Here is a 24,711-nt window from a genome sequence, read left to right on the forward strand (position 1 = left end):
CTTCACGAGCCTTCTAGGCGTGTGGCTCGGTGCCAGGCTTCAGCCTGCTCTTCGAGGTGTTTGACGTGGTAGGCGTGGGCGTGGGCAGTGCGGGCTTCTTGCATGGCGGCTTCCCAGCGGCGCCGTCTTTCCGCGGCGGCCAGCTGGTCTGCGCGGCGCCGCTTTTCGGCTGTTTCTCCGCGGAGCGTGATCTCCTGTGCGATCTCGGCGAGTTGGTCTTCGAGGGGCCGACTTGCGCTGTCGGCCCATTCCGTCGCGCGGTGCGGGTTGCCGCCGCGGAGGATGAAGCGCAGGCGGTCGGAAGGGGTGTAGTCGAAGCGGGGGATGCGCATCCAGGAGTACTTCTTGGCGTCGGCGAGTTCCTTGTCGGTGGGGATGTGTTCGCTGCGGTCTTGTTCTTGGAGGACGAGGAAGCCGACCGTTTCGCCTTGGGCGGTGATGGTGAAGTGCGGCTCGGCTCTGCGGCGTCGGTGGGGTGGGGGAGCGCCTTGGATGGGGCCGAGTGCCGCGACGTGGCCTTGTTCTTGAGCGGCGGTGATGAGTGCCTGGATGATGCGCAGGGCTCGCCCTTGAACGGTTTTGGTCAGTCCCATGGGCTGGGGCTGCTTTTGGAGTGCGGCCACGATGGCGTGGGGGCGGGTGAGCCGGGTGGGCACGGGGAGCGGAGCGAGTTCGGCGAGGCGCCAGGCGGGGATGTCGACGAGCTTGATTTCGTAGCCCTGGTGGGTCCGGTATCCGTGGAGCTCTTGAGTGTCCGGGATCTTGCCGGACTTACGGGTGATGCTGACTCGTGAAGCCCAATTCACTGCGTGAGGGTCGGTGTCGATGGGCTTTATGAGGAAACCGTTGTTGGCGGCCAGTTCTTCGAGGAGCCGGTCGGCGTAGATTGCATGGGCCTTCGGCGTGGTTCTCGGGCGTGGCTTTCTCGCGCCTGTGCTGGGGGCTTCGGGTGTGCGGCTGCTGGTTCCCGCGGGGGAGCTGTTCTCGCCGCTGCTATATTGCCGCCCTTTGTCGGTGAGTTGGGCGGTCCAGCACCCGCGGCGTTTGGTGATCTTGACGAGTCCCCGGTTTTGCAGGGCTTGCGCGCTGACCTTGTAGGTAGTGTCGTTCCAGATTCCGTCGGGGCATCCGTTGCTGATCCAGTCGAGCACGGCTTGCTGGCGTTCATTGAGATCTCGCTGCACGTTGCCCTTTCCCAAGGTGCAGTGATTGCTGCTGTGGAATAGATGCCCTGTCGCGGTTGGGCGAACCCGGGGTGCGGCGGGGCGGGGGTGTTCTCCGGGTTACGACCTCCCGCTTCCCCCGGGTCGAGCCCCGAGGGCCATCAGCTGGTAGGCGAGTGCCGCGCCACCGAGCGGAAGGCCGCCGACGAGGTGCTGATCGGCCTCGGTGACGGCGTTACCTGAGTGCAGCGCAAGCAGTACGCGGCCTACCAACGGCCGCGGAATTTCGCCCGCCTCATTACGCCCCCGTGGTGCGCAGGCGAATTTCACAGGGGAGGTTGTAGATCGTCGCGTGCTGCCTTTCGACGGGCGGTCTGGGGGTGGCGGTGGAGCTACAAGTATTCGGCGGATCCCCGGTTTCGGTAACCGGGGATCCGCCGCCATATTGCCGCCGCTTCTGAGGGTTTCGCTTCGGGGCGACGTCATGGTGGTGTCCAGGTGCGGCCGGTCTCGGCGATGAAGCTGTCGAGGAGTTCGGGCCGGTAATGCGGCGGTCGACGCGGCCTTCCGCGCGATCGCGATCGCGGTGGCGGGCGCGGGTGGGCGGTCCGTGACCGACCCTTGATCAGTTCTTGAGCAGGCCCTTGGCGACCATGCTTTCGCCACTGGCCACGATGGCTTCCTCGGCGTCGCGGGCTGTCCATCCCAGGACCTTGCGGGCCCGGTCGCTGGACACCTTCTTGGCGTACCCGAGTACGGGCACGATGGGGCGCAGCTCCCGCCTGAAGACGGCCGCGATGCGTACCACGGTGTCGGGAATGGACCGGGTCGGCACCCGGTTCGCCGCGTCCCCGAGCTGCGCCTTGAGGATGGCGCCGATCTGTTTCATCGGCAGCGCCGTCGGGAGCATGCCATGCGGCTCCACACGAAGGTCGCGCAGCGGAGTCGACTCCGTGCCGGGTTGTGAGCGGTAGTGGGGGCTCAGTACGAGCGGGGTCCGTAACGGACTCCAGCCGTGGAGGAAGGGCTCAAGGTCGGCGGCGCCGGGTTTGGGTGGCGTGGGGAGCTTTGGCGCTGAGGCGGTCTCGGTGAGGCGTTGGAGGTGCGTGGTTGCGAACGCGAGCCACTCCTCGATGACCGGAACGGGAACCTTCGGTGAAACGGGCCCAGATCCAGTCGCGCAGCGTCTCGGTGTTGAGAAGCCGTATTCCTATCGATCGTGAAGGCGGTACCGCACGGTGCGCGATCCGGGGAGGGGCTGACCCGCTAGCGGTCGGTGTAGTGGCCGTAGACGCGGGCGATCTCCAGTACGTCACCACTCACCCGGTACACGAGGCGGTGTTCCTCGGTGATGCGCCGCGAGCACCAACCCTTGAGTGCGCCTTTCAGCATCTCGGGCTTTCCGATGCCGTTGCCGTCATCGGGGTTGCGTTGGATGTCCGCGATCAGGACGTTGATGCGCTTGAGGCTGCGCCGGTCGATCATGGCCCACTGCGCGTACTGCTCCCATGCGCGGGTGGAGAACATGACCTTCACTCCGCCGCCTCCGGGTCGATCAGGTCGCGCACAGTGCCGCGTCCGGCGTCCAGCTCAGCAACGGACTCCATCAGCTCAGCAGCGGTGCGCGCGTTGCCGAGCAGGTACATGGTCTCCGTCCACGCTTCGTAGTCGGACTCTGCCATGAGGACGGCGTTTCCCTGTTTGGAGGCGATCCGCACCGGTGCGTGATCGTCGTTGACCTTCTTCAGCAGCGGGAAGAAGTCCCTCCGCGCCTCGGTTCCGGTGATCGTCATTGCTGTCGTCCCTTTCGCTCCGGCCGCCCTCAAATGGTACTGAAAAGTGTACATCGCCAGTACGGATTTCGGTACCAGAGAGCCTAGCGGCTGCTCATCCCAGCCAAGATCACCCAACCAGGCACCCTGTTCGATCAGATGCCTCGTTGAGGCGCACAGGGAGACGATGCTGGATGTCGAGGTCGACATCGGCGTGTCCCAGGGCCAACTCTGGGCGATTGTCAAGGGGGCGCGACCGGGCCCGGTAGGCTTGCCTGTCCGGGATGGGCGGGGTGGATCCGGGTGGGCCACCGTCTGCCGGCAGGCGAAGGGATCGGCGCATGGCCACCGTATTTCGGGTGGTGACCGTGGATGACGAGGACGGCCATGAGGTTCGGACGCAGTACTACGACGAGGCGGGGGGCGAGATCCCTGCCCCCCGGCTGTCTGTCGTGCGCGGGTCGGCCCGTGGCGCCGTATCCCGTGTTGCTGCACCCCCTGTTGCCGTAGCTCATGCGGCTGTGGAGACCGCGGGGGCTCGGGAAAGGGTTTCGTCCCCGGCGTTCGCCGGGGAGCAGTGGGCGGTGTTGTCCGGGTGTGCGGCGGTGTTTCTGCCGGCGGATCCACCGCGCAGTGGGCGCGTCGCGTTTCATGTCGCGGGGAGCGGTCGGCTACCCGTGGGTGTGCCGGCCGAGGACGTGGAGATCGTTACCGCGCATGGGCGTGGTGCGCGTCGGCGTACGGTGTCGGCGGTGGTGCGGCCGTTGGCCGAGGTGCTGCCCTGGCTCTTGTCCGTGGACGTGCAGGCGGATGCGCCGTGCGGTGAGACGGCGGCAGTCTGGCGGCATGCTGCTCTGTACGCCCTGCACCTGGCGGGGCGCGGGCTGCTGCTGCCGGGGCTCAGCGCCGGTGACCATGATGCCTGGCGGCTTGGCCCTTATGCGGAGGCGGACGCGACCTGGGTGCGGGCGCTGGCCGAGGTCATGCCGCCCGCCGCGTACGCCGTACCGCTGGAGTCCGCGGGGGATGGGAGTGCGCGTACGCCGCTGCAACTCCCCGATTCTTACGCCCGGTTGAGGGAGTTCATGGACGCGGTGGCGGATCTGCTGCCGCGTACCCCTGCCGCGCCATCGGCGGCCGGGGTGCAGCCGTTCGCTGCGCGGGATGCGCAGCATCTGCCGGGGCTGCGGGCGTGGGCCGCGCGGGTGGCCGACGGCCGGGATGCCGGTGTACGCGTCTCGCTGCGGCTCGAACTGCCGGGCGGCGCGATGCGCGCGCACGAGGGCGATGCGTACGACGAGGATCCGTACGACGAGGATGGATGCGACGCCGCCACGGACCCCGCCGCCGCGACGGTGCGGGCCGTCGTGCAGGTGCACTCGCTCGCCGATCCGCTGCTCCTCGCGGACGCGGCCGACGTCTTCAGTGGCGAGAGCGGCGGATTCGGTCCGCGTACCCGCGCCCAGGTGGCGGACGTTCTGCGCCGGGCCGCCGCTGCGTGGCCGCCGCTGTGCCGAATCCTCTCGCTGCCGGATCCGGATGAACTCGCCCTGGACGACGAGGAGTTCATCGGGCTCGTCGAAGGCGGGGCGGCCGCGCTTTCGGCCGCCGGGGTCGCCGTCCACCTGCCCAGGGAATTGGCGCGAGAGATGACGGCCCGCGCGGTGATCGAGCCCGAGGGGCCGGGCGAACGCGATCAGGACGCCGAGGCCCCCGCGTTCTTCTCGCCCGAGCAACTCCTCTCCTTCCGCTGGGAGTTCGCGGTCGGCGACCGTACGCTGACGCAAGGCGATCTTGACCGGCTCGCGCAGGCCCGGCGCCCCCTGGTGCGACTGCGTGACCAGTGGGTCGTGGTGGACGCGGATCTGCTGCGCAAGGCGCGCCGCGCCCGCCGTGAACTAGGCGCCCTCGATGCGCTGAGCGCCGCGCTCACCGGCAGCGTGGAGGACCCCGACGGCGTGCTCGTTCCCGTACGGGCAGGAGGATGGCTGGCCGCCCTGCGCGACCGGCTCGCCGCTCCCGAGCAGGCCGGTGAGGCCGAGTTGGCCGCGCCCGCCGCTCTGGACGCCACTCTGCGCGGCTATCAGCTGCGCGGACTTGCCTGGCTGGACCGGATGACCCGGCTGGGCCTCGGCGCCTGCCTCGCCGACGACATGGGCCTGGGGAAGACGATCACCACGATCGCCCTGCATCTGCGCCGCCAGGAGGATCCGGCGACCGCGGGCAGGCCGGCTCTGGTGGTCTGTCCGGCATCCCTGCTCGGCAACTGGGGCCGGGAGATCGACAGGTTCGCGGCCGGCACCCCCTGGCGCCGCCACCATGGACCGGGGCGCGATCTGGGCGGCCTCAAACCGGGCGAGATCGTCCTCACCACGTACGGCACCATGCGCCGCGACGCCCAGGCGCTCGCCGCAGCCGGGCCGTGGGGGCTCCTCGTCGCGGACGAGGCGCAGCATGTGAAGAACCCGGCAGGGGCCACCGCGAAAGCGCTGCGCACCCTGCCGAGTTCGGCGCGCGTGGCCCTGTCGGGCACCCCGGTGGAGAACAACCTCAGTGAACTGTGGGCGCTCCTGGACTGGGGGACCCCCGGGCTCCTGGGCTCCCTGAAGGCTTTCCGGGACCGTTATGGGCGGGCCGCCGAGCGTGCCGCGCGCGGTGGTGCGACCGGCGAGGAGGACAGTGCGGCGGCCGAGCGGCTCGGCCGGCTCATCCGCCCCTTTGTGCTGCGCCGGCGCAAGGCCGACCCGGGCATCGCGCCCGAGCTGCCGCCGAAGACCGAGACCGATGAGCGGGTGCTGCTGAGCAGGGAGCAAACCGTGCTGTACGAGGCGCAGGTACGCGAGTCGCTTGCCGCGATCAAGGAGGCGAAGGGCATTGCCCGGCATGGTCTCGTACTCAAACTCCTCACCGCGCTCAAGCAGATCTGCAACCACCCCGCCCAGTATCTGAAGGAGCCCGGCGCGACTCGGCTGACCGGCCGCAGCGGCAAACTGGAACTCCTCGACGAGCTCCTCGATGTGATCGTCGCCGAGGACGCGTCCGTGCTGCTGTTCACCCAGTACACGCAGATGGCCCGCCTCCTCGAACACCATCTGACCGCGCGCGGCATCAACTCCCTCTATCTGCACGGCGGTACGCCGGTGAAGCGGCGCGAGGAGATGGTCGACGCCTTCCAGCGCGGCGAGGCCCCGGTCTTCCTGCTCTCCCTGAAGGCCGCGGGCACCGGCCTCAATCTCACCCGCGCCGGGCATGTCATCCACTACGACCGGTGGTGGAACCCGGCAGTGGAGGATCAGGCCACCGACCGTGCGTACCGCATCGGCCAGACCCAGCCCGTCCAGGTCCACCGTCTGATCACCGAGGGAACGGTGGAGGACCGTATCGCTCAACTCCTCAGTAGTAAGCGTGACTTGGCGGACTCCGTGCTTGGCGGGCAGGGCGAGGCCGCCCTCACCGACCTGAGCGACGATGAACTCGCCGATCTGGTCTCCCTGCACTCCGCCCACGGCGACAGGAGCCGCCGATGAGGCGCCGCACCGGTACCCTCGCCCTCCCGGCGCCGCAACTGGCGCGCGGGCAGCGGGAGATGGCGAGCAGCTGGTGGGGCGAGGAGTGGATCGACTCCCTTCAGACGCCTTCCTCGTCGTTCGGGTACGGATTCTCCGCGGGCCACGACAGCCGCCTGGCCCGCGCCCGCACCTACGCCCGCAAGGGGGCGGTCGGCGAGATCACGGTGCGGCCGGGGTCGGTGGCCGCCCGCGTCAAGGGCAGCCGCCGTACCCCCTACCGCTGCGAGATCCACGTACCCGAACTGTCCGAGGCGCAGTGGGACAAGCTCTTCGAGGACTGGACCGCCGCCGGGCGGGAGCTGCTGCTCGAACTCGCCCAGGGTCGGCTCGGCGTACACGCGGTCGATGCCGCAGTGCGGGCGGAGACGGACCTGGTCCCGCCGCCGGACGCGTTCGTCTACCACTGCTCCTGTCCCGACTGGGGCGACCCGTGCAAGCACGCCGCCGCGCTGTCGTACGCGTTCGCGCGGGCCCTGGACACCCGCGCCGAGGCGCTGCTCGTACTGCGCGGACGCGACCTTGTCGAGGCAGCCACCGAGATCTCGGTACGCCATGGCGAGCGGGAGCAGTCCGCGGCCGACGAGGCGCAGGAGGAGGCCGTACGGGCGGCGCGGCCCACCGGGGTCCCGGCAGGCGAGGCGTTCACGCGGGCCCGGGCCCGCGCGGCGGACGGTCCTGCCGTACTGCCGGTGCTGCCCGCGCCCCTCCTTGCTCCTGTCGTGGGCCAGGACAAGGCCGCGGCGATGACGCCGGTGCTGCTCGTGGGCGAGTCCGTCGCCCCGGAAGCGCTGCACCTGCTGGCTGTCGATGCCGCCCGGCGTGCTTCGGCGGTCTATGTGTGGGCGGTTGACCAGCGGGATGTCACCGATACAAAGGCGGCTGCCGGGGCCGCGCAGACGCAGGCGGCCGATCTTCTGATGCTGGACGGCGACCCCTGGCACGACACCGTGCGCCGGGCTGCTGCTGCCGCCGACGGCGACCTGCCGGTGGTCTCCCGCCTCCTGAACAGCTCGGACCGGGCCCGCACCCAGCTCGCCCGGGCGAGCGTCGCCTGGCGCTACGGCGGCCCGGCGGCGCTGAGCGCCCTGGACGGCACACTCGTACCGCCGCCCGAGACTGAGGCCGCGGCACGCGAGCGGCTGCTGCAGTTACGGATTCCAGGCCGGTCAGGACCGCCCAGGCCGCGCCGGACCCGTGGCCGCCTGCAGCTGGTCGGCGAGGACGTCGAGCTGCGCTGGGGCTCGGACGGACGCTGGTACCCGTACCGGAAGGAGCGCGGCCAGTGGTGGGCGGCGGGCCCGCCCGCCACCGACGCCGACGAGGCGCTGTACGGAGCCCTCGGCGCAGAGTGACCTTGGGGTGAATGGACGGGTGCGGCGAATGGGCGGTGCGCTGTCGAGAGTGGGCGGCAGGAGGGGACGTTGGCGACGATGCTCCACTAACATCTATGTTAGTAACGTTGTCGTTAGTGCCATGCGTGGAGGGCCCCTCCATGGAGGAGATCGAGCGGGGGCGGGGCGATCTGACGTTGGCGCGGATTCGGGAGAGCTGGACCAGTTGGCGCGGCCGGGCGATCGAGCCGCTCGCCCGCGAGGCTCGCCCGGATACTGCCCGACGACCGGCTGCCCGTGGCCCCGGCCGTGGGTGGCTACTGGACCCGCACTAATGACGTGGAGACCTTCGACCGGCACGACCTGGCAGCTCTCCATCGACACCGGGCCGCCCTCACCGACGAACCCGTCCCAGTCGTGGCGGTCTCGCGCCGCAGAGTCGACTGCCCGAGGCTCGATGCCGCCTACGGCCCCGGCGGCTTGCTGAACGCTTGGCCGCTGTGAGGGGCGGATCGCAGGCGAGACACGGGAGTTGGCGAGCGCGATCAGGTCGAAGACGTTGCGGAGAAGTCCCGCAGACCTCGGCCCCTTGCCGACGCTGTTGTGTAGCGTTGGCGACCTTGGGTCTTCTTGTACTTTGTCGCGAATCCCGTGCTGGGATGGTGCTGGGATGCGCCCACATACCCGCAGGTCAGAGCGTTGTGGGGTAGTTTCGCTTCAACGTCTAATACGTCCGGTGAAAGGCCGTCTGACCTGCGGCGGAGTGGGTCGGGCGGCCTTTGCGGTCCGCGCAGAGTCCGCAGCGAGCTGACTTCGGTCAGCGCGCGGGGGTAGCGGCTACGCCGCTTTGTCGACCTGTGGCTGGGCATCGGCGGACTGGTCCGCGTACGCCTTGTCGACGGCGGCCCGGGTCCGCTCCTCGGAGTCGGGCCACAGGTGGGTGTAGATGTTCAGCGTCATGGCCGCGTTGGTGTGGCCGAGGCGCTCGGAGACCGTCTTCACGGACTCGCCGTGCTTGATCAGCAGGCTGGCGTAGTGGTGCCGGAGGGCGTGGGGGCCGGTGCCCTTCGGTATGCCGGCCTTCAGGCAGGCGGGCCGCCAGGACCCGTCCATGAAGTGCGTGTAGACCACGGGTCCGCCTTGCGGCGCCGTGAAGATCCAGCTCTCGGGCCCATCGGCGGGGAAGTCCCGCAGGTGGGCCTTCATCGCATCCACCGCCATGCGGGGGAGCGGGACCGTGCGGTGCGAGCGAGCGGTCTTGGGTGGGCAAACGTACACGCCGTGCTTGGCGGTCTGCTGGATCTGCTGCTCGACCGAGACGGTCGCGTGCAGCAGGTCCACATGCCGGAGCTGGAGACCGAAGAGCTCGCCGGGGCGGAGCCCGGTGGCCGCGCCGAGCAGCACGAGGCCCTTGTATCGAGCGGGTATCTCCTCGGACAGCGCCCGCACCTGCTCGACGGCCAGGGGCACGATCTTCTTCCGTGGTACCGAGGGCAGCTTCGCCTCGGCGCACGGGTTGTGAGGGATCATCCGGTCACGGACGGCCGCCCGGAAGACGGCGTTGACCGTGTTGAAGACCGTCCGTGAGGTACTGGCGGCCAGCCCGTGCGTGGTGGTCAGACTGGTGACCCAGCTCTGTACGTCGCCGGGCTTTATGGCGCCGAGCGCCCGCTTCTCCCAGGCCGGGTAGACGTAGCAGCGCAGGTGCTGGGCCACCGCCTTGGCCGTGGAGGGCCGGTGCGGCTGGATGGCCCGCCATTCCTCCGCGTACTCCTTGAAGGGCTTCTTCGTCGACCGCGGGTCGACGTATTGCCCGGTGACCACGCTCGCCGTGACTTCGTCGAGCCACCGTTGGGCGTCGATCTTGCGGTCGAAGTGGCGCGCGTGCTCCTTGCCGTCGAGGTCGCGGTAGCGGGCACGCCATTTGCCGTTGGGGCGCTTCTGGATGTTGGCCAAGTGGCTTCTCCTTCGTGTCGGTTGTCAGTAGTGGCCGCCGTCCTCGATGTCGCTGCTGAGGGTGCGAGCGTCGCGCTCGTCGCCCATGAGGCGGAGGCACTGCTCGTGGATCGCCCGCGAGCTGTCGGGATGGGCCTTGATGTGGTCGGCGATGGCGACCACTGCGTGGTGTAGGCGGTCGCGCGCGTCTCGGGCCGCGTAGAACGCTTCGACGGCTTCTTGGACGAGCCGTCGGCTGTCGATGTCGAGCCCCTCCAGGGGTGGGGACATCAGTTCTTCGAGAGGGAGCTCGAAGACGCGGGAGAAGGCGAGGGCCTCGTCGAGGTTGATGCGCCGGCGGGGGGTGCCGTTCTCGATGCGCCAGACCGCCGTCTGGTTCATCTTGATGCCGGCTCTGGTCACCCGATCCGCCAGCTCGGTCGTGCTCCACCCTCTGACCTCGCGCTCCAGTGCCACGCGCGCGGCCACGTTCCCTTCGCTGTAGAGCAGCGGCACCTCGCCGCCCTCGGGTCTGTCGCCTGCCATCGAACCTCCATCGTCACCGTCGCTATCCCAATTGAAACATGCGCTTCCCGATTTGGGTAACCACCGATCCTGGGGTACAACTTTATGCAGATCGAATCGCTACCTAACCGAATGGGAATGCATGCGATACCTGACCACCGCCGAGGTTGCCGAGCGCTACCGCGCAGCCGAAAGCACCGTTCGCTACTGGCGCCACATCAAGAAGGGGCCGCTCGGCATCAAGGTCGGCAAGCGGGTGCTGTACCCCGAGGCCGAGCTGCTGCGCTACGAGCGCACGCTGATCGACGGCCGAGACGAGTGGGGCCTGGCCTCGTGAGCCGCCGGCAGCCCCGGACACAGCAACGGCCCCCGGCGCGCCAACGCCGAGGGCCGGAGATTCCCCTGCACGTCGCCCATCCCTGAACGAACGAACCGGTGAGGGGCGGGACCTTGCCCGTCCCGTCCCTCACCTGAGAGGAACGTCTATGGAGGACTCTACGTCCCCCGCCACTTCGAACACATCTCACAAGGTCATCTGGCCTGCCGCTGCGGTCCCCGGCCAGGGCATCCCCTCGCGCAACGGGGACCGAACGGAGTCACGGTCCCCTGCTGCACGCTCCACCGATGATGCTTCGACAGGTGTTCCGGTCGGGGACCGAAGCACCCCCAGCGCGACACCTGCGCAGGTCAGTGCCCTGGGGACCGGTCCCGCCGAACCGGACGCCGGGGACCGGACAGAGACTTCCGGTCCGCCAGCCCCCGAACCCGGTCCCCGAATTTCGGGCGAGCACGGCGAGCCCCGAGCCGATGGTGAGAGCCACGGTCCCCACCCATCTGCGGGGACCGTGGTCCTCGACGGCGGATCGGGGACCGGGGACCGCGCCGGTACGGGCGGCGAGACGGCCGACGAGGGAGCCGCGCTGCTGGACGACCTGCGCGCGGCGATCGGCCGGTACGTGGTGCTGCCGAGCGACGAGGCCCTTACTGCGGTCACCCTCTGGGTGGCGGCCTCCCACATTCAGCCCGCCCTCCAGCACGCGCCGCGTCTGGCGGTGGTGGGGCCGACCAAGGGGTGCGGCAAGTCCCGGGTCCTGGACGTGCTCCACGAGACCGTGTCCCGGCCGATGATGACGGTGAACACCTCGCCGGCGGTGGTCTTCCGGATCATCGGCGAGGACCCGCCGACACTACTGGTGGACGAGGCCGACACCATCTTCGGCCCCAAGGCCGGCGACAAGGAGGACCTCCGGGGCCTGCTGAACGCCGGACACCAGCGCAACCGCCCCGCCTGGCGGATCTCCGGCCCGGAACACAAGCCCACCGCGTTCCCCACCTTCGCCATGGCCGCGCTGGCAGGCATCGGCGACCTGCCGGACACGATCATGGACCGCGCCGTCGTGCTCCGTATGCAGAAGCGCAAGCCCGGCGAGAAGGTCGCCCCCTTCCGCTCCCGGCACTCCGTCCCGGAACTGAACGCGCTGCGCGACCGGCTGACCGCATGGCTGACCCCACTGCGCGGGACAGCGCACCGGCTGGTGCCACCGATGCCGGTCGAAGACCGGGCTGCCGACACCTGGGAGCCCCTGGTGATCGTCGCCGACCTGGCCGGCGGCCACTGGCCCGCGCAGGCCCGTGCCGCCTGCCTGGCGATGACCAGGAACGAGGTGGTCCAGGACGAGCAGACGACGCTGAAGACTCGGTTGCTCCGGGACATCCGCCGCGTGTTCGAGCAACAGGGCGACCAGGAGGCTCTGCGCAGCCACGACCTGCTCGCCTCCCTCATTCAGGACGCCGAGGCGCCCTGGGCCGAGTACGGGACGAAGGGTCTGAACGCCTACCACCTGGCCAACCTGCTGCGCGACTTCGGCATCAGCCCGGCCAACCACCGCTTCGAGAACGGCAGGCAGGCCAAGGCGTACGCCCGCAACCAGTTCCTCGACGCCTGGGCCCGGTACTGCCCCGACCCCGTCCCACCGGCGGCCGGTCCGGCACAGGACGTCCCGCCCGTACGCCCGACATGGGGCAAGCTCCCCGTCCCGTCGGCCGGTGCCCTCCCTGTCGGCCCGCCCGGCACCGGCCCCGCACGTACCCGCTGACCTTCCTGGTCCGTATCACTCCGTCGCATCCGTCCCCGCGCAGGTCAGCGCGGGGACGGAGTTCCTTGCCGATACGGATCACTCCGTACCTGCGACCGCCTCCGTACCTGTCCTGACCAGCTACGGGACGGATGCAACGGACGTGACGAAGCGCCACCCCACACGACTACCGGAGCACCACATGCCCGAAACGAGCACCGACAACTCCCCCACCCGCCGCCGCAAGGGATTCTTCGACCTGACCCGCCGATCAGCAGCAAGCTGGAGCGAACGAGCCTCTAACGAGGCTTCGTCCGCGCTTGCCCCCGCCCCAGGGGTGGCGGAGGAGACGGCCGAGCGCCAGGGGGCGCCCCGAGCCGGAGGAGGGCATAGCCGAGACCAGCTGTCCGGCCGCAGCCGACTCCGTCGCCCCTCGCACTCAGCCGCCGGCCGATGTCCAACCGCCCGCCGAGCAGCCCTCCTGGCGGGATCCCGACGCCCCCGTCCTGCCCGCACTCATGAACCGCAAGCGCACGGTGGAGAAGCGCGACCAGGAGAAGACCATCCGCTTCACGCGGACCGCGGTCCGCGTGATCAGCGCCGCCGCTCACCAGCGCGGTCAGAAGTTCGCCGGATTCGTCGGGGACGCCGCCCTGGCCGTAGCTCTGGGCAAGGCAGGACTGGTCGGCAGCCCCGAGGACGATCCCCTCCGCCCCCTGATCGAGGCCGTCGAGGCACACGCGGTCGCGCTGAACCGCATCGGCGGCAACCTCAACCAGATCACCGCGGCCATCCACCGAGGAACAGTGCTCGAGGGTGCCGAGGCGGTGCTGGACCGCGTCGAGCAAGCGGCCCAGAACAGCTACCAGCTGATCGACCAGCTCCTAGCGGAGGGCACCACGCATGGTTCCTGACGTCTCCACCGGCTCCGACACCCGCGGACTGATCGTCTACCTCTTCGGCCCCGGCCGCCGCGACGAGCACACCGACCCGCACATCGTCGCCGCCTGGGACATGGCCGGCGCCCCCGACCCGGGCCGCGACCCGGCAGCCACCTACTCCAAGCTCGCCAAGCGCCTCGACCACCACGTCGACCTGCGCACCCGCGAGCTGGGCGGCAAGAAACCGTCTCAGCATGTCTGGCACTGCCCGGTCCGTACCGCGCCCGGCGACCGCTACCTCACCGACGCCGAGTGGGCCGAGGTCGCGCGCCGTATCGTTCACGCCGCCGGCATCGCCCCCGAAGGCGACGAGAAGGCATGCCGATGGATCGCGGTCCGCCACGCCGACGACCACATCCACATCATGGCCACCACCGTCCGCGCCGACGGACGCCGTCCCCGCACGCACCGCGACGGACAGCGGGCCCAGGCGGAGTGCCGCGAGATCGAGGCCGAGTTCGGCCTGCGCCACCTGAAGTCCGGTGACCTCACCGCGCCCCGCACTCCCACCGGCGCCGAACGCGCCAAGGCCGAGCGCCAGGGCCAGACGGCGACAGCACGGCAATGGCTGCGGGAGCAGGCGTACGCGGTCGCCGCAGCCGTACGCAACGAATCCGACTACTTCACCGTGCTGCAGTCCCTCGGCATCAAGGTCAAGACACGCCTCGGCCCCGAGACCGGAGACGTGATCGGCTACAGTCTCGCCGCACCATGCGACACCAACGCAGCCGGCGAACCCGTCTGGTACGGCGGCTCGAAGCTCGCCCCTGACCTCTCCATCAACCGCCTACGCGAACGCCTCCCCGACCAGGAGGCGGCCGACCGCCCCCGGTATGTGGCGGACCTCGCCGAGCCATGGCGTCACACCACCACCGCAGTACAAATGGCGCGCACCGCCCTCGACTCCGGTGACGATGCCGCCGCCCAGGGCTACCTGGCCGCCTTTGGCGATGCCCTGTACAACATCGCCAGCGCCACGACCAGCCCACACCGGGCGGAACTGCAGGCGGCGGCGATGGCGTTCAACCGCGCCCGCCGCTCCGCCACCCGCGCTGACCACCAGGCCGCCACCGCCCTGCGCAAGGCCGCCAAGGAACTCGCCTACGCCTCCAACGAGCCGGGCGGACTCGCCATCGCCCTGCTCTTCGCCACCGTGCACTTGGCCCGCGCCGCCGCCAAGTGGCACGAGCAGCGCGGCCACGAACAGCAGGCCGCTGCGGCCGAGGAAGCCCTCCGTCGCCTCCAGGCGGGCTACCAGCAGGCCGCCACACCCGTCTTGGCTGACCTGACCCGCCGCGCACCACGAGCCGCAACCGCCCGTCGCTTCGAGCAGGACGTTCGCGCGGCCCTCCCCGACCACGCCGACCGGATCCTCGCCGACCCCACTTGGACCGCCCTGACCACAACCCTCGCCCACGCCGAAACCGCCGGCCACAACCCCCGACGCCTCCTGGCCGAAGTGGGCACCCAGCGGGAACTCGACAGCGCCGAGCACCCCGCCGAGGTCCTCAACTGGCGAATCACGGCTCAGCCGAACCGGCGGACGCAAGCGGCTCGCATGCGAAGCGCCACCAGCGGCACCTCGGCCGTGTCCGCCACGCCACACCCTCCGGCCACACCAGTGGCCGTGAGGCCCGAAGAGCGCAGTCGACACCGCTGACCCCGGTCAGATGCCCCGCCACGCCTCGTGGCGGGGCATCGGGTCCGGCTCAACGGCAGAGCTTCATGATGGTGTCGTCGAAGTCAGGAAACTCCTGTGTGGCCTGCGCGATGATCGCCGTTGCCGACGGTCGGCGGCCCGGGGCGAATTGCTCCGCGATAGCTGCCAGGTCGCGATTGGCCTGGGGAGCCCAATCCGGCTCGGGCTCGTATGAGGTGGCTGCTTCCCACGGGCCGAAGCCGTCAGCTAGCAGCCACAGGAAGGCGCCCAGGTCGCGAGCGACAACGCCTGTCTCTCCTTCGGAGCCCAGAAAGACAACGGGCTGCTCTACCAGCTCCCGACCTGTACGAACCAGCCAGAACGCCGCGTTTCCGCCGGTGCCATCCTGGCCAAACACGCGGAAGTCATCGCCGTTCAGCTCGCTGTTGCCTGTCCACGCGCGGAACCACTCGGTGGTCTCATCGGCAGTCAGGAAGGACTCGTAGGGTTCGAAGTCGACACCATCCTCGCCAATGCACTCGAGCCGGACCGCCATGGCAGCGGCGAGCGCGGCGGGGAACTGGCGATCTCCGTTCACGGACATGCGAACAGAGTAGCGATCAGTTTGGGCTGCCAAGCTGCTGATAGTGCTGGCGGATCTCCAGCCGAGGTACCCGTGGGGCATGCTGTCACGGTGAGTGAATCCTCAAACGAGTGGCAGGCTTGGTTGAACAGTCTGGACACGCGTGGAAGGGCGGCAGCGGAGTCGCTGCGCGCCCGATTCGAAGCACTCGGCGCAGCCGATGGTGGCGACTGGGCCAAGTCGGAGATCTGTGAGGACCTTCCACACCTCGCGCGGTTCATGCTGCTGCGAAGTCTGTGGCGCGGTCCGATCGGCAGTTGGGCCGATCCGGATGCCTTCGATCAGCTTCCTGTTGCCCAGCGGCTCCTTGCTGCTGGGGCGAACAAGGAGGATCTCGTTCGCCTGGCGCGAGCGGTCGCCTATGAGGCAGTGTTCGCAACGCTCGATGAGCTCGACTCAGGGAGTGATGTGAACGTATCGGGCATCGATGTCGGCTGGCTCGTCATGGAGTCAGCCGAAGACGGCGCCCCGACTGGGCGAGCCCTCTCGGGTCTACACGAAGATCTCTTGACCATGGACCCGAGTGGGCGTGATGGAGCGGACTTGTGGCAGTAGCCCTGGTGCAGGGCCCGCAGCGCACCCTGATGCCCTCGCTGCTCGTGGCAGCGAGGGCATCAGTCGTCAGGCGGCGCGGGCTGCGGGTAACTGCGAGACCCACGTCGTGAGCTCGGTCAGGTGCCCGGGCTGCAGCCCGTCGTGTGGGTCGGGCTGCACGAGGAGGGTCGCCATTCCGCGGGCGGTGCGCTCCACCGCCCAGGCGTGGTCGAGGCCGGTGAAGTCGTCGTCGATCCAGACGGCGGGGGCGTCGCCGAGCCAGGCGTCGACGTGGTCGCGTTTCCACAGGTAGCCGTTGGGGTGGCTGGTGGTGATCTGGGGGCGCGGCAGGTCGATGTACGGCAGGGTCGGAAGGCCGAGGAGCGGGCCGATGAGGGTGGTGGCGTCCTGCCGCCAGCTGGTGCACCAGACCGGGGTGACCAGGCCGGTATGGATCACGTCCATGAGCAGGCGGCCGTGGTCGGGGTGGAGCCAGACGGTAACGGGGTTGTCGGCGCTGCGACCGGTGGGGACGACGTCGTGGCAGGCGTGCGTGGCCGGGGCCGAGCCGTGCTCGTCAGGGAAGGGTATGAAGACGCCGTCGATGTCGAGAAGCAGGTAGGGCGGGCGCATCGGTCCTCCAGAGGCCGGATGAACGCGGCTGTCAGAGCTTGCGGGCGCGGATCAGCAGGGTGGTGGGCCAGTGGCCCATGCGGGGGTCGTGGAACTCCTGGGCAGAGGTGAGCCAGAAACCCGCTCGGCTGAGGTGCTTCTCCCACCGGTCCGTGGAGAACTCCCAGCGGGCGATGGGGAGCCGGGTTCGGTCGGGGAGGGTGACGTGGTCGCGGCGGGGACGGTCGTCGCCCGAGGGGCTTCGGCCGCCGCGCTGCGGGTGGGGGACGGAGAAGGCGAGCACTCGTCCGGGCGTGAGGCGCTGTGCGATGGCTGGCAGCAGGAGCTCGGGGGCGACGAGCCCTACGGCGCCGAAGACGGAGTAGATCGCGTCGAACTGCTCGTCGGCGGCGTGCAGGTAGTGCAGTGCGTGGCCGGCGACGAAGGTGAGGTTGTTCAGCCGTCCGTAGTGGGAGCGGGCGCGGCGGACCTGGAGGCCGACCAGGTCGACGCCGGTGACGTGGGCACCGTGGCGGGTGGCGAGGTGGGCGGCGTTGTGCCCGGGGCCGCAGCCGAGTTCGAGAAGTCTCTTGCCGCGCAGGTCAGGACCCAGGACGTCGGCTCCAGGGCCTTGGCCGGGTCGGGTGGTCCACTCCATCCGGGCAGGTACGGCCAGAGGTTCGGCGAGTCCGGCGGCGGTGCGCTGGAGAGCGTGGGCGTGCCACGGGGATGCCTGGGCGAGCACGTCAGATCTCCAGGAGGTGGAGGACGTCGGTGAGGTGGCGGCGGACGGCCTTGATGTAGGCGGGGTCGGTGGCCGGGTCGTTGATCCAGCGGATGGACTGCTCCATGAACCACTCGACGGCCCACATGCGGTGCCAGCCCAGGGCCCAGTTCTCGGCGGTGAGCCCGCCGCGCGGGGCGAGGGCGTCGGGGGTGCCGCCGGCGGTGACGTACTGCTCCAGGAAGACGCGCAGGCGCACGGGGTGCGGGGGCTCGATGGTGCCGTGCCAGCTGGCGAGGTCGAGCAGGCCGGGACCGGTGAAGGCGCGGGCGAAATCGAGCAGCCGCCAACCGCGCTCGCCGATGTGGAGGCTGGTGGGGTGGAACTCGGAGTGCACCCATCCGAACGGTTCCATCGTCGCTCCGGCCGAGCGGGCCTCGGCGGCTTGGGCGATCCGGTCGAGCGCGTCCTCGACGTCGTCGGCGTCCTGCCACCGGTCGACCTTGCGCAGCCGTTCGAGATGCTCCAGCGCCCGGGTCGGCAGCGTCCGCAGCCGGTCCTGGACGAGGACGGGCAAGGGCGGAGCCGTACGGGTGCCGTGCAGGACCACGGCCGCGGCGACGCCGTCGAGGTCGTCTGCCTCGCGGATGGACGGTCCGAGGTCCTCCATGAGCATGCCGAGCCAGCCGTCCAGGACGGCGGAGGCGTGGAACTGGGGGACGGGGACGCCGAGGATATGGGCCAAGCGGAGGGCCTGGTCCTCGCTGTCGAACGGCTTCTTGGCGTACTTGAAGATGGCCGTGGCACCGTCGGGGAAGGTGGCGCGCTCGACGCCGGACATGGACCACACGCGCACCTCCTCCCGTACAGCGGTGGTCTGGCCGGTCGCGGTGAGCAGGTTGTCGAGGAGTTCGGCGCTGGGGTTCGTGGTCACGTGGGGGCTCCGGGGAGGGGGGCGTCCGGGGCGGGCGAGGGATGCCAGCCCGCCCCGGAGCCTGATCGGGTGGTGGGTTACGCGGCGGGGTTCACGCGGTGGGCGTAGACCTGCTCGATCCAGCCCGCCTTGAACGCGGCGAGGGCGTCACGGAAGTTGGCCATCGAGGCACCGTAGGGCGCGACCACGCCGCCGGACTGGTCCGGCACGGACTGGCAGCCGTGCACGAGCCGGCCGCCAAGCGCGGCGTGGGCCTTGATGGACTCGATCCGGCGGTGCTCGTTGAACCAGCCGCCGTGGTAGACCTCGTCGAGCATCCCGCCCATCTCGTCGTCCAGGTCGAAGACAACGGACGTGGCGGCGGGGAAGAACCAGCACGGGCCGACGTTGGAGATGTGCCCGTCCAGCTCGACCTTGTTGAGCGCCATGAGCGTGGCCGCCTCGCGGAGCATCCGCAGGTGGTCGGCGGTGATCTGCGGCAGGCCGAGGCCGGCCAGGTGCTCGTCGCGGAACAGGTACGCGTACACCTCGTACGCGGTGGCCAGGACGCAGGCCGCGTCGGAGGTGGACTCACCGTGGTGCTTGATGAAGTCGAGCGCGAGCTGCTCGACCGCGCTCTCGGTCGTCTCGTCCGCACCGAGGAGCTGGGACTTGACCAGCTCCCAGTCGGCGACGAGCCAGGTGTTCGACTCGAAGCGGAAGAAGTACTCGGCCGGGTCGATCGTGATGCGTCGGCCGTCGACCTGGATGCCGGGCAGGCTGCTCCAGCGCGGGTCGAACGCCTCGGGCAGCTCGACCGTGATGGCCGTGGTGTCGATGGTGGTCACCCTGTCTCCGTCTCTGATCGGTCGGGTCCGGGCATAGGAATGCCCGAGCCCGGTGTGGGCGTACGGAAGTTCGGGGTGCCGCCCGGACCAAGGGGGAGCCTGGATCACGGTCGCGCCGTTCCGGGCGGCTGCTGATAAGTGAACCGGTGGTCACGCTCAGTGGGTACGGTGGAGGGCAGTTGAAGCGGTATACGCGGTTTACAGCTTCGGAGTGGAGGCGATCGTGGCGGCGCAGAGAGACCCCAACTCCCGTCTGCGCGACGTCATCGCGGCGGTCGGCTGCACCTACGAGGCCCTCGCCAGGGACGTGCGGTGTATCGCCGCCGAGAACGGCGAGATCCTCCAGACCAACAAGTCGGCCATCTCGCACTGGATGAACGGCACCCGTACCCCGTCGGGCCGGGTAGGTCAGTACCTGGCCGAGGCGCTGTCCCGCCGAGCGGGGCGCATGGTCACCCAGACCGAGATCGGCCTCCAGGCCGGTGATGACGAAGAGCCGGCGGAATCCGACCCCGTCCTCGCGGTCACCAACCTGGGCCGGGCCGACGTCGAGCGCCGCCGCTTCCTCGCCATCGCGGCCTTCACCACCGCCGGGGTCGCCATGCCGCTCGGTTACGACCACGAGGCCACCGCCCGCATGCTCCGCGCCCGCACCGGCACATCCCTGGTCGGCGTAGAGGACGTGGACGTCGTACGCCAGATCACCGCGGCCTTCAGCGCCGCCGACGAGCGCCTCGGCGGCGGGCACGGTCTGACCACCGTCACCGCGTACCTCGCCGACACAGCCGCCCCCATGCTCCGCGGACGCTTCCCCAGCGAAGCCTTACGCCGAGCCGCCTTCGGCGCCGTCGCCGAACTCGCCTACCTCGCAGGGTGGAAGCACCACGACCTCGGTCAGGAAGGCGCCGCCCAGCGCTACTACCAGGTCGGCTACCAGCTCGCCTGCGAAGCCGACCCCCAGGGCCATGCCGCCTGGATGATGCGCGCCCTTGCCCACCAGGCCCTGAGCCTCAAGCAGCCCCACCACTGCGTCGACCTCGTCGAAGGCGCCCTACGCACAGGTCTCGGCCACGTCGACGGCCAGACCGAGGCTCTCCTCCACATCACGCACGCCCGCGCCTATGCGGCCGTCAACGAGCACCCCTTGGCCGCGCGCGCCCTGCTCGCCGCCGAAGATGCCCTCCTCCGCGACGACGGCCCCCAGCCCAGCTACTCCCGTGTGAGCGGCCCCGCCGCCGGCACCGTGGCCAGCCACACCGCCCGCACCCTGACCGATCTCGCCGACCACATCGGCACCGAACAGCAGCACCGGGACGCCCTCACCCGCTGGGACCCCGAGAAGTACAAGCGCGTCCACGCCCTCACCCACGCAGACCTCGGCGACAGCCTCGCCGCCCAGGCCCGCGCCGACGAAGCCGTCGCCGCCTGGACCCAGGCCCTGGTCCTCATGGAGGGCATGACCTCCGACCGAACCCGCAAGGCGATCACCTCAATCCGCTCTACGCTCGCGGTCTACCAGCGTCGCCGCGTTCCCGGTGCCGCCGAACTCGCCCGCCGCGCCCGCGAGGCCCTCGCCTAACATGCCCAACAACCCGCCCGACGAAGGGAACACCGTGGCCGCGCAGACCGACGACCGCTCCCAAGCCCTCAAGCCGGCGCTCGAATCGATGACCCTGCTGGTCGCGGCCGTCATCGTCCACGACAAGGCCACCAACCGCGTCGTCCTTCTCCAGCGCAGCCAGAACGCTAAGTTTGCCCAGGGCCTGTGGGACCTCCCCGTCGGCAAGAGCGAACCGGGCGAGCCCATCACGGAGACCGCGGTCCGCGAGCTCTACGAGGAGACGGGCCTCACCGTGAAGCCCGAGTCCCTCAAGGTCGCCCACATCATCCATGGGGCCTGGGGCGTCGAAGCCCCCAACGGTTTCCTGACGGTCGTCTTCGCCGCCCACGAATGGACCGGCGAACCCGAAAACCGCGAACCCAGCAAGCATTCCCAGGTCCGTTGGGTCGAGACCACCGCCATTCCCGACGCATTCGTAGCCACCACCGCCAGTGCACTCCACCAGTACGTGAACAACGGCACGGAGGTTTCCTTGGACGGCTGGGCGTCGCCAGCATGAGGATTGCGCTGTTCCGAAGGGTCGGTCGCGACCGCTAGGAACCGCCGAACTTTGGGTACCCCTCTTTGTTCCAGCATCGGCCACGGGGCTGAAACAAAGAGGAGCGATGCCCGGTGCGGTTGGTCCGTGTCTTCCCCCGCATAAAGTCCAGTTCTGCACACTTGTACGGCGCAGCTAAATTGCGGCGAATCGCTTTCCGATTTCAAGCATCCTGGCAACCTCGGTAACCTCTGTGGTGTCATCGCCCTCTCTGATGAACATTTTTCCGTCGAGGAGGGATACCTCCTGCTGCTCGGGAATACGGATCACGATCACGCCGAGTCCGTAGTAATCGGAATGAGACAAGCTGGCGAGGACGCTGTCTTTGAGGCCCTGGGATAGCCCTGAAGAGCGAATAGCCTCTTTCCAGCGACCGAAGTACCTTTCTGGTGTGTCGCCGAGTGCTTTCGCTTCCCTGTGTACTCCTACAACGAAGCGGTGGCCTACTTTGCGCCCTTCCACGCCGTCGAGTGAACGGACCCTCTTTGCGTCGGCCTCTTTGTCCGCGACGCCAATGAGGATCGTTCCGGCCCGATCCTTACCGTTATTGGCGATGGCGCAGATTGTGCGAATTACTTTGTCGAGGACTGCCTGGTCGATTTTGCGGTCACCGTAGAGTCGAAGCATCCCTTGCTTCAGTTCATAGTGTGGTGCTTCAATTTCTGAGCGCCTGATCGCGGCATCGATGTCCGTCGTCGTGTGATCGCCATAGATGTCCCGAGGCTCGCTATCGACGAAATGGGGGCGAATTAGACCCTTGATGGTGTCCACGTTTCTGCGGCGTTCGCTCGGTGATGTCGAGGCGCGACTTGTTTCGATACGCTTATCCAGGTCCGTGATGGCAGATTTCACTCCCTTGTAGTCTGCGATTTTCTTATTCTCGCCGATGAGTAGTTCGTGAAATGCGACGAAGAGTACGGCGAATACTGCGGGGAAAGGGTTCGTGTTCTTCTTGGAGAAGATGATCGCTCGCAGCTTCTGATTGCTGCCCTCGGTGCTGACCGCGTCAATCTCATCGATGCACAGCTTGAACTCTGCCGCGTACCTGTCAGCCCCGTAGCTGTCCAGCGCCCGGATGATCCGCCGGTTGTCCTCCGATCCCGTCTGGTAGATCTCGTCGAGTGCGACTTTGGATCGTTCCACGAGACTCCCACCAATGATGGAGGCCGCGATATCTGCAACGCATTGCTCGTCCATCGAGTCCCGGAGGTCGGTGGACCGCAGGATGCCCTGTTCAACCCAAAAGACATCTTCGGCTGCAACCTCATACCCGTGCTTTGTCTTGGGTAGGTCAATGCTGATAGACGGCATTTTGTCCAGGCTGAGAATATCGCTTGAAGCGTCTCCGCGGATGTCGCATGAGAGTTCGCGTACAAGCGCCGAAAATTCATCCCGAACACCCGACTGCCTGCGCTCCTGATCGCTCAGCTGGTGCCCATAAGTATTGATGCGCGCGAAGACGTCGTCAATCTCATCATCCGTGGCGCCGCGCATGACGGAGATCGCAAGTGAATAGTCGAGGAGTGTGCCCACCTCGCGTGCTGAGAGGGTGGCGCCGTTCGTTACGGAGAATGCCTTCTTCTCTGAAGCGCGAGTCTTTGCTGTCACGAACTGAGCGACATCGAAATACCTGTCATCGATTGTCGAGAATCCTGTTTCGATGAAAGAGATGATGGTGTGCAGTCGCTGCAGGCCGTCGATTACCTCGTACTCCCCGCCTTCCCGCTCGGCCAGCAAGATAGCGGGAATCGGATACCTCTTGAGTACAGACTCAATCAGCCGCTGCTTCTCTTCTAGGGTCCATACGAGCTTTCGCTGATATCGGCGATTGACCCAAATCTTGTCCTCGCTATACCAGGCGTAGATGGACTGAATAGACTTGGGCTGTGAGTCGAGTTCGGCCATGTGCTCAGTTTGGCACGGCACCTGACCGCGGCGCAGGTTTCTCGGCTCGCTGGGCGGCTCGGTCTGCCAGCGAGCCCGGAACCTCGGCAGATCTTGATGGGGGGTGATCTGCCGAGGCAGTGGAGAGCTATCTGGCTGCTCTGGACAAGGACAGTCAGCTCACCGGCTACCTCTTCATGTGCCGCACTTACGGCCGCTACATGGTGTACGCGGACTTCACGTAGCCGCAGTCACGCGGCTGCGGCCGGGGCCAGTGGACGGCATCGGTCACCTTTCCGGGCATAGGTCGGTGCGGTCGATCCAAGTGGGGGCGACGAAGATGTTGTCGTCGGCGGGGGCCTCCGAGGCTTCCAGCAGGGACCAGGTGCGGGACTCCTCGACCAGGTGCTCCCAGGGCCCGGCCCAGTCGAGTTCCCAGTCCAGGCCGGTGCCGGAGATGCCGTACGTGCGGCCGGCGTCCACCCGCCAGAACTGGGAGTAGAGGATCACCTGGGCGTGGTCGGCCAAGTCGTTGATGATCTCGGCGAAGCGGGCCGAGGGCCAGCCAGGGGCGTCGTCCGCCGCGGTGGCGCGCAGGCGCGCGGTGAGCGGCGGGACGACAGGGCTGCGGTCGCCGAGTTCCGTCAGAGCCCAGCGAATGCCGCCCGGCTCGCTCCAGTCCGGTGGCGTCGCCCGTTCCAGGCAAGCGCGATAGGCGCGGCGCAGGGGCTCGACCGCGGCGTCGATCTGCAGGCTCGCCAGGGCCATCGCCGCCCATTCCCGGACGGTGGAGTCGTCACTGCCCAGGAGGGCGATCAGAGCGGGGCCGCAGCGCGGGTCCGCCACCTCTTCGAAGACCTCGATGGAGGTCAGCTGACCGAAGCCGCCGAGGGAGGGCAGACCGTCGATGATGGCGGGGATGGCGTCGGAGCCGATGCCGATCAGTTCCGCGCGGGCGTCGTACGACGGGCCGGTCGAGTCATCGAGCTGCTGGATGAGTCTCTCGATGTGGGCGGTCATGGGTTGTCCCGGCGCCAGAAGGTGGGGAGCCACCAGCAGAGCACCGAGCGGTCGTCGGGCCACGGGGCGCGGTCCTCGGCTTCCCAGTCCTCGAAGGAGTCGCGTGTCAGGTCGATGGGGCGCCAGGCGGGGTCGAGCGGCTCGTCCTCGGCCGGAGGGCGGACGTACCGCCGGCCGTGCTGGTCGCAGGCACCGAAGTCCTGGTAGTTGCGCTGGGCCTCGATCAGGGAGACCTGGTTCGCTCCGCCGGGCATGGTCGGCCAGCGGAACTGGACCCCGTCGTCCTCCCAGAAGCAGACGGGGCAGATCTCGTACGAGCCGGGCATGGCGTCGAGCACGCGGTGCGCGCAGCAGGGACAGGGGTAGCGGTCGCTCACCTGCGCAGTTTCGTTGCAGGTCCGGCCGGTGCGCCATGGATTTCTCG

Annotated in this window: 23 protein-coding genes and 2 pseudogenes; 11 read left to right on the forward strand and 14 right to left on the reverse strand. The window is 68.7% G+C overall.

Annotated elements, in window-relative coordinates; genetic code table 11:
• Nucleotides 1-2: 2 nt before the first annotated feature.
• The 4 genes from J7E89_RS19320 to J7E89_RS19335 form a co-directional block, all read right to left on the reverse strand.
• Nucleotides 3-1,184, reverse strand: coding sequence for a hypothetical protein (locus J7E89_RS19320; protein WP_214975147.1), 1,182 nt, complete (start codon nucleotides 1,182-1,184; stop codon nucleotides 3-5).
• A 604-nt stretch (nucleotides 1,185-1,788) separates the two neighbouring features.
• Nucleotides 1,789-2,073, reverse strand: a complete 285-nt coding sequence (locus tag J7E89_RS19325; RefSeq protein WP_214975149.1) for a hypothetical protein — start codon at nucleotides 2,071-2,073, stop codon at nucleotides 1,789-1,791.
• Between the two features lie 356 nt (nucleotides 2,074-2,429).
• Entirely contained in the window at nucleotides 2,430-2,699 is a 270-nt protein-coding gene (locus J7E89_RS19330) for a Txe/YoeB family addiction module toxin (protein WP_138358619.1), read from the reverse strand.
• Nucleotides 2,696-2,956 carry a type II toxin-antitoxin system Phd/YefM family antitoxin gene (locus J7E89_RS19335; RefSeq protein WP_138358631.1) on the reverse strand — a complete coding sequence of 87 codons (261 nt, stop codon included), beginning with the start codon at nucleotides 2,954-2,956 and terminating at the stop codon, nucleotides 2,696-2,698. Before J7E89_RS19335 ends, J7E89_RS19330 begins: the two co-directional genes overlap by 4 nt.
• 500 nt (nucleotides 2,957-3,456) lie before the next feature.
• On the opposite strand from J7E89_RS19335, the gene J7E89_RS19340 reads away from it, so the two are divergent.
• The 3 genes and pseudogenes from J7E89_RS19340 to J7E89_RS19350 all read left to right on the forward strand — a co-directional run.
• Nucleotides 3,457-6,462: an SNF2-related protein gene (locus J7E89_RS19340; RefSeq protein WP_374196837.1), complete on the forward strand. Its 3,006-nt coding sequence runs from the start codon at nucleotides 3,457-3,459 to the stop codon at nucleotides 6,460-6,462.
• The gene (locus J7E89_RS19345) at nucleotides 6,459-7,856 is read left to right on the forward strand and encodes an SWIM zinc finger family protein (protein WP_214975153.1); all 1,398 of its coding nucleotides are present in this window, start codon (nucleotides 6,459-6,461) and stop codon (nucleotides 7,854-7,856) included. Before J7E89_RS19340 ends, J7E89_RS19345 begins: the two co-directional genes overlap by 4 nt.
• Before the next feature lie 131 nt (nucleotides 7,857-7,987).
• Nucleotides 7,988-8,339: pseudogene (locus J7E89_RS19350) on the forward strand (ATP-binding protein); the annotation flags it as partial.
• A gap of 333 nt (nucleotides 8,340-8,672) precedes the next feature.
• On the opposite strand, the gene J7E89_RS19355 reads toward J7E89_RS19350, so the two are convergent.
• Nucleotides 8,673-9,791 carry a site-specific integrase gene (locus J7E89_RS19355; RefSeq protein ID WP_214975155.1) on the reverse strand — a complete coding sequence of 373 codons (1,119 nt, stop codon included), beginning with the start codon at nucleotides 9,789-9,791 and terminating at the stop codon, nucleotides 8,673-8,675.
• Between the two features lie 24 nt (nucleotides 9,792-9,815).
• The gene (locus tag J7E89_RS19360) at nucleotides 9,816-10,316 is read right to left on the reverse strand and encodes a helix-turn-helix transcriptional regulator (protein WP_214975157.1); all 501 of its coding nucleotides are present in this window, start codon (nucleotides 10,314-10,316) and stop codon (nucleotides 9,816-9,818) included.
• Between the two features lie 121 nt (nucleotides 10,317-10,437).
• Between J7E89_RS19360 and J7E89_RS19365 the strand changes: the two genes are divergently transcribed.
• The 4 genes and pseudogenes from J7E89_RS19365 to J7E89_RS19380 all read left to right on the forward strand — a co-directional run bounded on the left by J7E89_RS19365 (nucleotide 10,438) and on the right by J7E89_RS19380 (nucleotide 14,971).
• On the forward strand, nucleotides 10,438-10,632 hold the full coding sequence (locus J7E89_RS19365) for an AlpA family transcriptional regulator (RefSeq protein WP_214975158.1): 195 nt from the start codon (nucleotides 10,438-10,440) through the stop codon (nucleotides 10,630-10,632).
• Between the two features lie 508 nt (nucleotides 10,633-11,140).
• On the forward strand, nucleotides 11,141-12,391 hold the full coding sequence (locus J7E89_RS19370) for a DUF3631 domain-containing protein (RefSeq protein WP_214975161.1): 1,251 nt from the start codon (nucleotides 11,141-11,143) through the stop codon (nucleotides 12,389-12,391).
• A 316-nt stretch (nucleotides 12,392-12,707) separates the two neighbouring features.
• Nucleotides 12,708-13,284: pseudogene (locus J7E89_RS19375) on the forward strand (hypothetical protein).
• Nucleotides 13,274-14,971, forward strand: coding sequence for a relaxase/mobilization nuclease domain-containing protein (locus J7E89_RS19380; protein ID WP_214975163.1), 1,698 nt, complete (start codon nucleotides 13,274-13,276; stop codon nucleotides 14,969-14,971). Before J7E89_RS19375 ends, J7E89_RS19380 begins: the two are co-directional and overlap by 11 nt.
• 49 nt (nucleotides 14,972-15,020) lie before the next feature.
• Here the strand turns inward: J7E89_RS19380 and J7E89_RS19385 are convergent, their stop codons facing one another.
• Nucleotides 15,021-15,554: an SMI1/KNR4 family protein gene (locus J7E89_RS19385; RefSeq protein ID WP_214975165.1), complete on the reverse strand. Its 534-nt coding sequence runs from the start codon at nucleotides 15,552-15,554 to the stop codon at nucleotides 15,021-15,023.
• A gap of 90 nt (nucleotides 15,555-15,644) precedes the next feature.
• Between J7E89_RS19385 and J7E89_RS19390 the strand changes: the two genes are divergently transcribed.
• Nucleotides 15,645-16,148, forward strand: coding sequence for a hypothetical protein (locus J7E89_RS19390; protein ID WP_308315528.1), 504 nt, complete (start codon nucleotides 15,645-15,647; stop codon nucleotides 16,146-16,148).
• A gap of 66 nt (nucleotides 16,149-16,214) precedes the next feature.
• On the opposite strand, the gene J7E89_RS19395 is transcribed toward J7E89_RS19390, so the two are convergent.
• The 4 genes from J7E89_RS19395 to J7E89_RS19410 form a co-directional block, all read right to left on the reverse strand.
• Nucleotides 16,215-16,760, reverse strand: a complete 546-nt coding sequence (locus J7E89_RS19395) for an HAD domain-containing protein (protein WP_214975168.1) — start codon at nucleotides 16,758-16,760, stop codon at nucleotides 16,215-16,217.
• A gap of 31 nt (nucleotides 16,761-16,791) precedes the next feature.
• Entirely contained in the window at nucleotides 16,792-17,484 is a 693-nt protein-coding gene (locus J7E89_RS19400) for a bifunctional 2-polyprenyl-6-hydroxyphenol methylase/3-demethylubiquinol 3-O-methyltransferase UbiG (RefSeq protein WP_214975171.1), read from the reverse strand.
• Nucleotide 17,485: 1 nt separating this feature from the next.
• Nucleotides 17,486-18,397, reverse strand: coding sequence for an aminoglycoside phosphotransferase family protein (locus J7E89_RS19405; protein WP_214975173.1), 912 nt, complete (start codon nucleotides 18,395-18,397; stop codon nucleotides 17,486-17,488).
• Nucleotides 18,398-18,474: 77 nt separating this feature from the next.
• Nucleotides 18,475-19,224 carry a hypothetical protein gene (locus J7E89_RS19410; protein ID WP_214975176.1) on the reverse strand — a complete coding sequence of 250 codons (750 nt, stop codon included), beginning with the start codon at nucleotides 19,222-19,224 and terminating at the stop codon, nucleotides 18,475-18,477.
• A 223-nt stretch (nucleotides 19,225-19,447) separates the two neighbouring features.
• On the opposite strand from J7E89_RS19410, the gene J7E89_RS19415 reads away from it, so the two are divergent.
• Both J7E89_RS19415 and J7E89_RS19420 read left to right on the forward strand, forming a co-directional pair.
• Nucleotides 19,448-20,803: a tetratricopeptide repeat protein gene (locus J7E89_RS19415; protein WP_214975179.1), complete on the forward strand. Its 1,356-nt coding sequence runs from the start codon at nucleotides 19,448-19,450 to the stop codon at nucleotides 20,801-20,803.
• Between the two features lies 1 nt (nucleotide 20,804).
• Complete coding sequence (locus J7E89_RS19420; RefSeq protein ID WP_214975182.1) at nucleotides 20,805-21,344, forward strand: NUDIX domain-containing protein; 540 nt, start codon at nucleotides 20,805-20,807, stop codon at nucleotides 21,342-21,344.
• Between the two features lie 174 nt (nucleotides 21,345-21,518).
• Here the strand turns inward: J7E89_RS19420 and J7E89_RS19425 are convergent, their stop codons facing one another.
• Nucleotides 21,519-23,288, reverse strand: a complete 1,770-nt coding sequence (locus J7E89_RS19425) for a DUF262 domain-containing protein (RefSeq protein WP_214975185.1) — start codon at nucleotides 23,286-23,288, stop codon at nucleotides 21,519-21,521.
• Nucleotides 23,289-23,407: 119 nt separating this feature from the next.
• Between J7E89_RS19425 and J7E89_RS19430 the strand changes: the two genes are divergently transcribed.
• A complete protein-coding gene (locus J7E89_RS19430) occupies nucleotides 23,408-23,512 on the forward strand; it encodes a CbrC family protein (RefSeq protein WP_214975188.1) in 105 nt (34 codons plus the stop codon).
• Between the two features lie 43 nt (nucleotides 23,513-23,555).
• Here J7E89_RS19430 and J7E89_RS19435 read toward each other — a convergent pair whose 3' ends face one another.
• A complete protein-coding gene (locus J7E89_RS19435) occupies nucleotides 23,556-24,287 on the reverse strand; it encodes a HEAT repeat domain-containing protein (RefSeq protein ID WP_214975189.1) in 732 nt (243 codons plus the stop codon).
• Nucleotides 24,284-24,664 carry a CPCC family cysteine-rich protein gene (locus J7E89_RS19440; RefSeq protein WP_214975190.1) on the reverse strand — a complete coding sequence of 127 codons (381 nt, stop codon included), beginning with the start codon at nucleotides 24,662-24,664 and terminating at the stop codon, nucleotides 24,284-24,286. The genes J7E89_RS19435 and J7E89_RS19440 overlap by 4 nt, the downstream gene beginning before the upstream one ends.
• Between the last annotated feature and the right edge of the window lie 47 nt (nucleotides 24,665-24,711).

It is taken from the genome of Streptomyces sp. ISL-100, from assembly GCF_018614615.1.
Taxonomy (GTDB): domain Bacteria; phylum Actinomycetota; class Actinomycetes; order Streptomycetales; family Streptomycetaceae; genus Streptomyces.

What these genes read in the sequence shown, in the direction of transcription:
- J7E89_RS19420 (WP_214975182.1), top strand. Translation starts at nt 20,805, where the DNA reads ATGCCCAACAACCCGCCCGACGAAGGGAACACCGTGGCCGCGCAGACC.
- J7E89_RS19365 (WP_214975158.1), top strand. Translation starts at nt 10,438, where the DNA reads ATGCGATACCTGACCACCGCCGAGGTTGCCGAGCGCTACCGCGCAGCC.
- J7E89_RS19385 (WP_214975165.1), bottom strand. Translation starts at nt 15,554, where the DNA reads ATGTCCGTGAACGGAGATCGCCAGTTCCCCGCCGCGCTCGCCGCTGCC.
- J7E89_RS19360 (WP_214975157.1), bottom strand. Translation starts at nt 10,316, where the DNA reads ATGGCAGGCGACAGACCCGAGGGCGGCGAGGTGCCGCTGCTCTACAGC.
- J7E89_RS19380 (WP_214975163.1), top strand. Translation starts at nt 13,274, where the DNA reads ATGGTTCCTGACGTCTCCACCGGCTCCGACACCCGCGGACTGATCGTC.
- J7E89_RS19325 (WP_214975149.1), bottom strand. Translation starts at nt 2,073, where the DNA reads ATGCTCCCGACGGCGCTGCCGATGAAACAGATCGGCGCCATCCTCAAG.
- J7E89_RS19425 (WP_214975185.1), bottom strand. Translation starts at nt 23,288, where the DNA reads ATGGCCGAACTCGACTCACAGCCCAAGTCTATTCAGTCCATCTACGCC.
- J7E89_RS19395 (WP_214975168.1), bottom strand. Translation starts at nt 16,760, where the DNA reads ATGCGCCCGCCCTACCTGCTTCTCGACATCGACGGCGTCTTCATACCC.
- J7E89_RS19335 (WP_138358631.1), bottom strand. Translation starts at nt 2,956, where the DNA reads ATGACGATCACCGGAACCGAGGCGCGGAGGGACTTCTTCCCGCTGCTG.
- J7E89_RS19435 (WP_214975189.1), bottom strand. Translation starts at nt 24,287, where the DNA reads ATGACCGCCCACATCGAGAGACTCATCCAGCAGCTCGATGACTCGACC.
- J7E89_RS19345 (WP_214975153.1), top strand. Translation starts at nt 6,459, where the DNA reads ATGAGGCGCCGCACCGGTACCCTCGCCCTCCCGGCGCCGCAACTGGCG.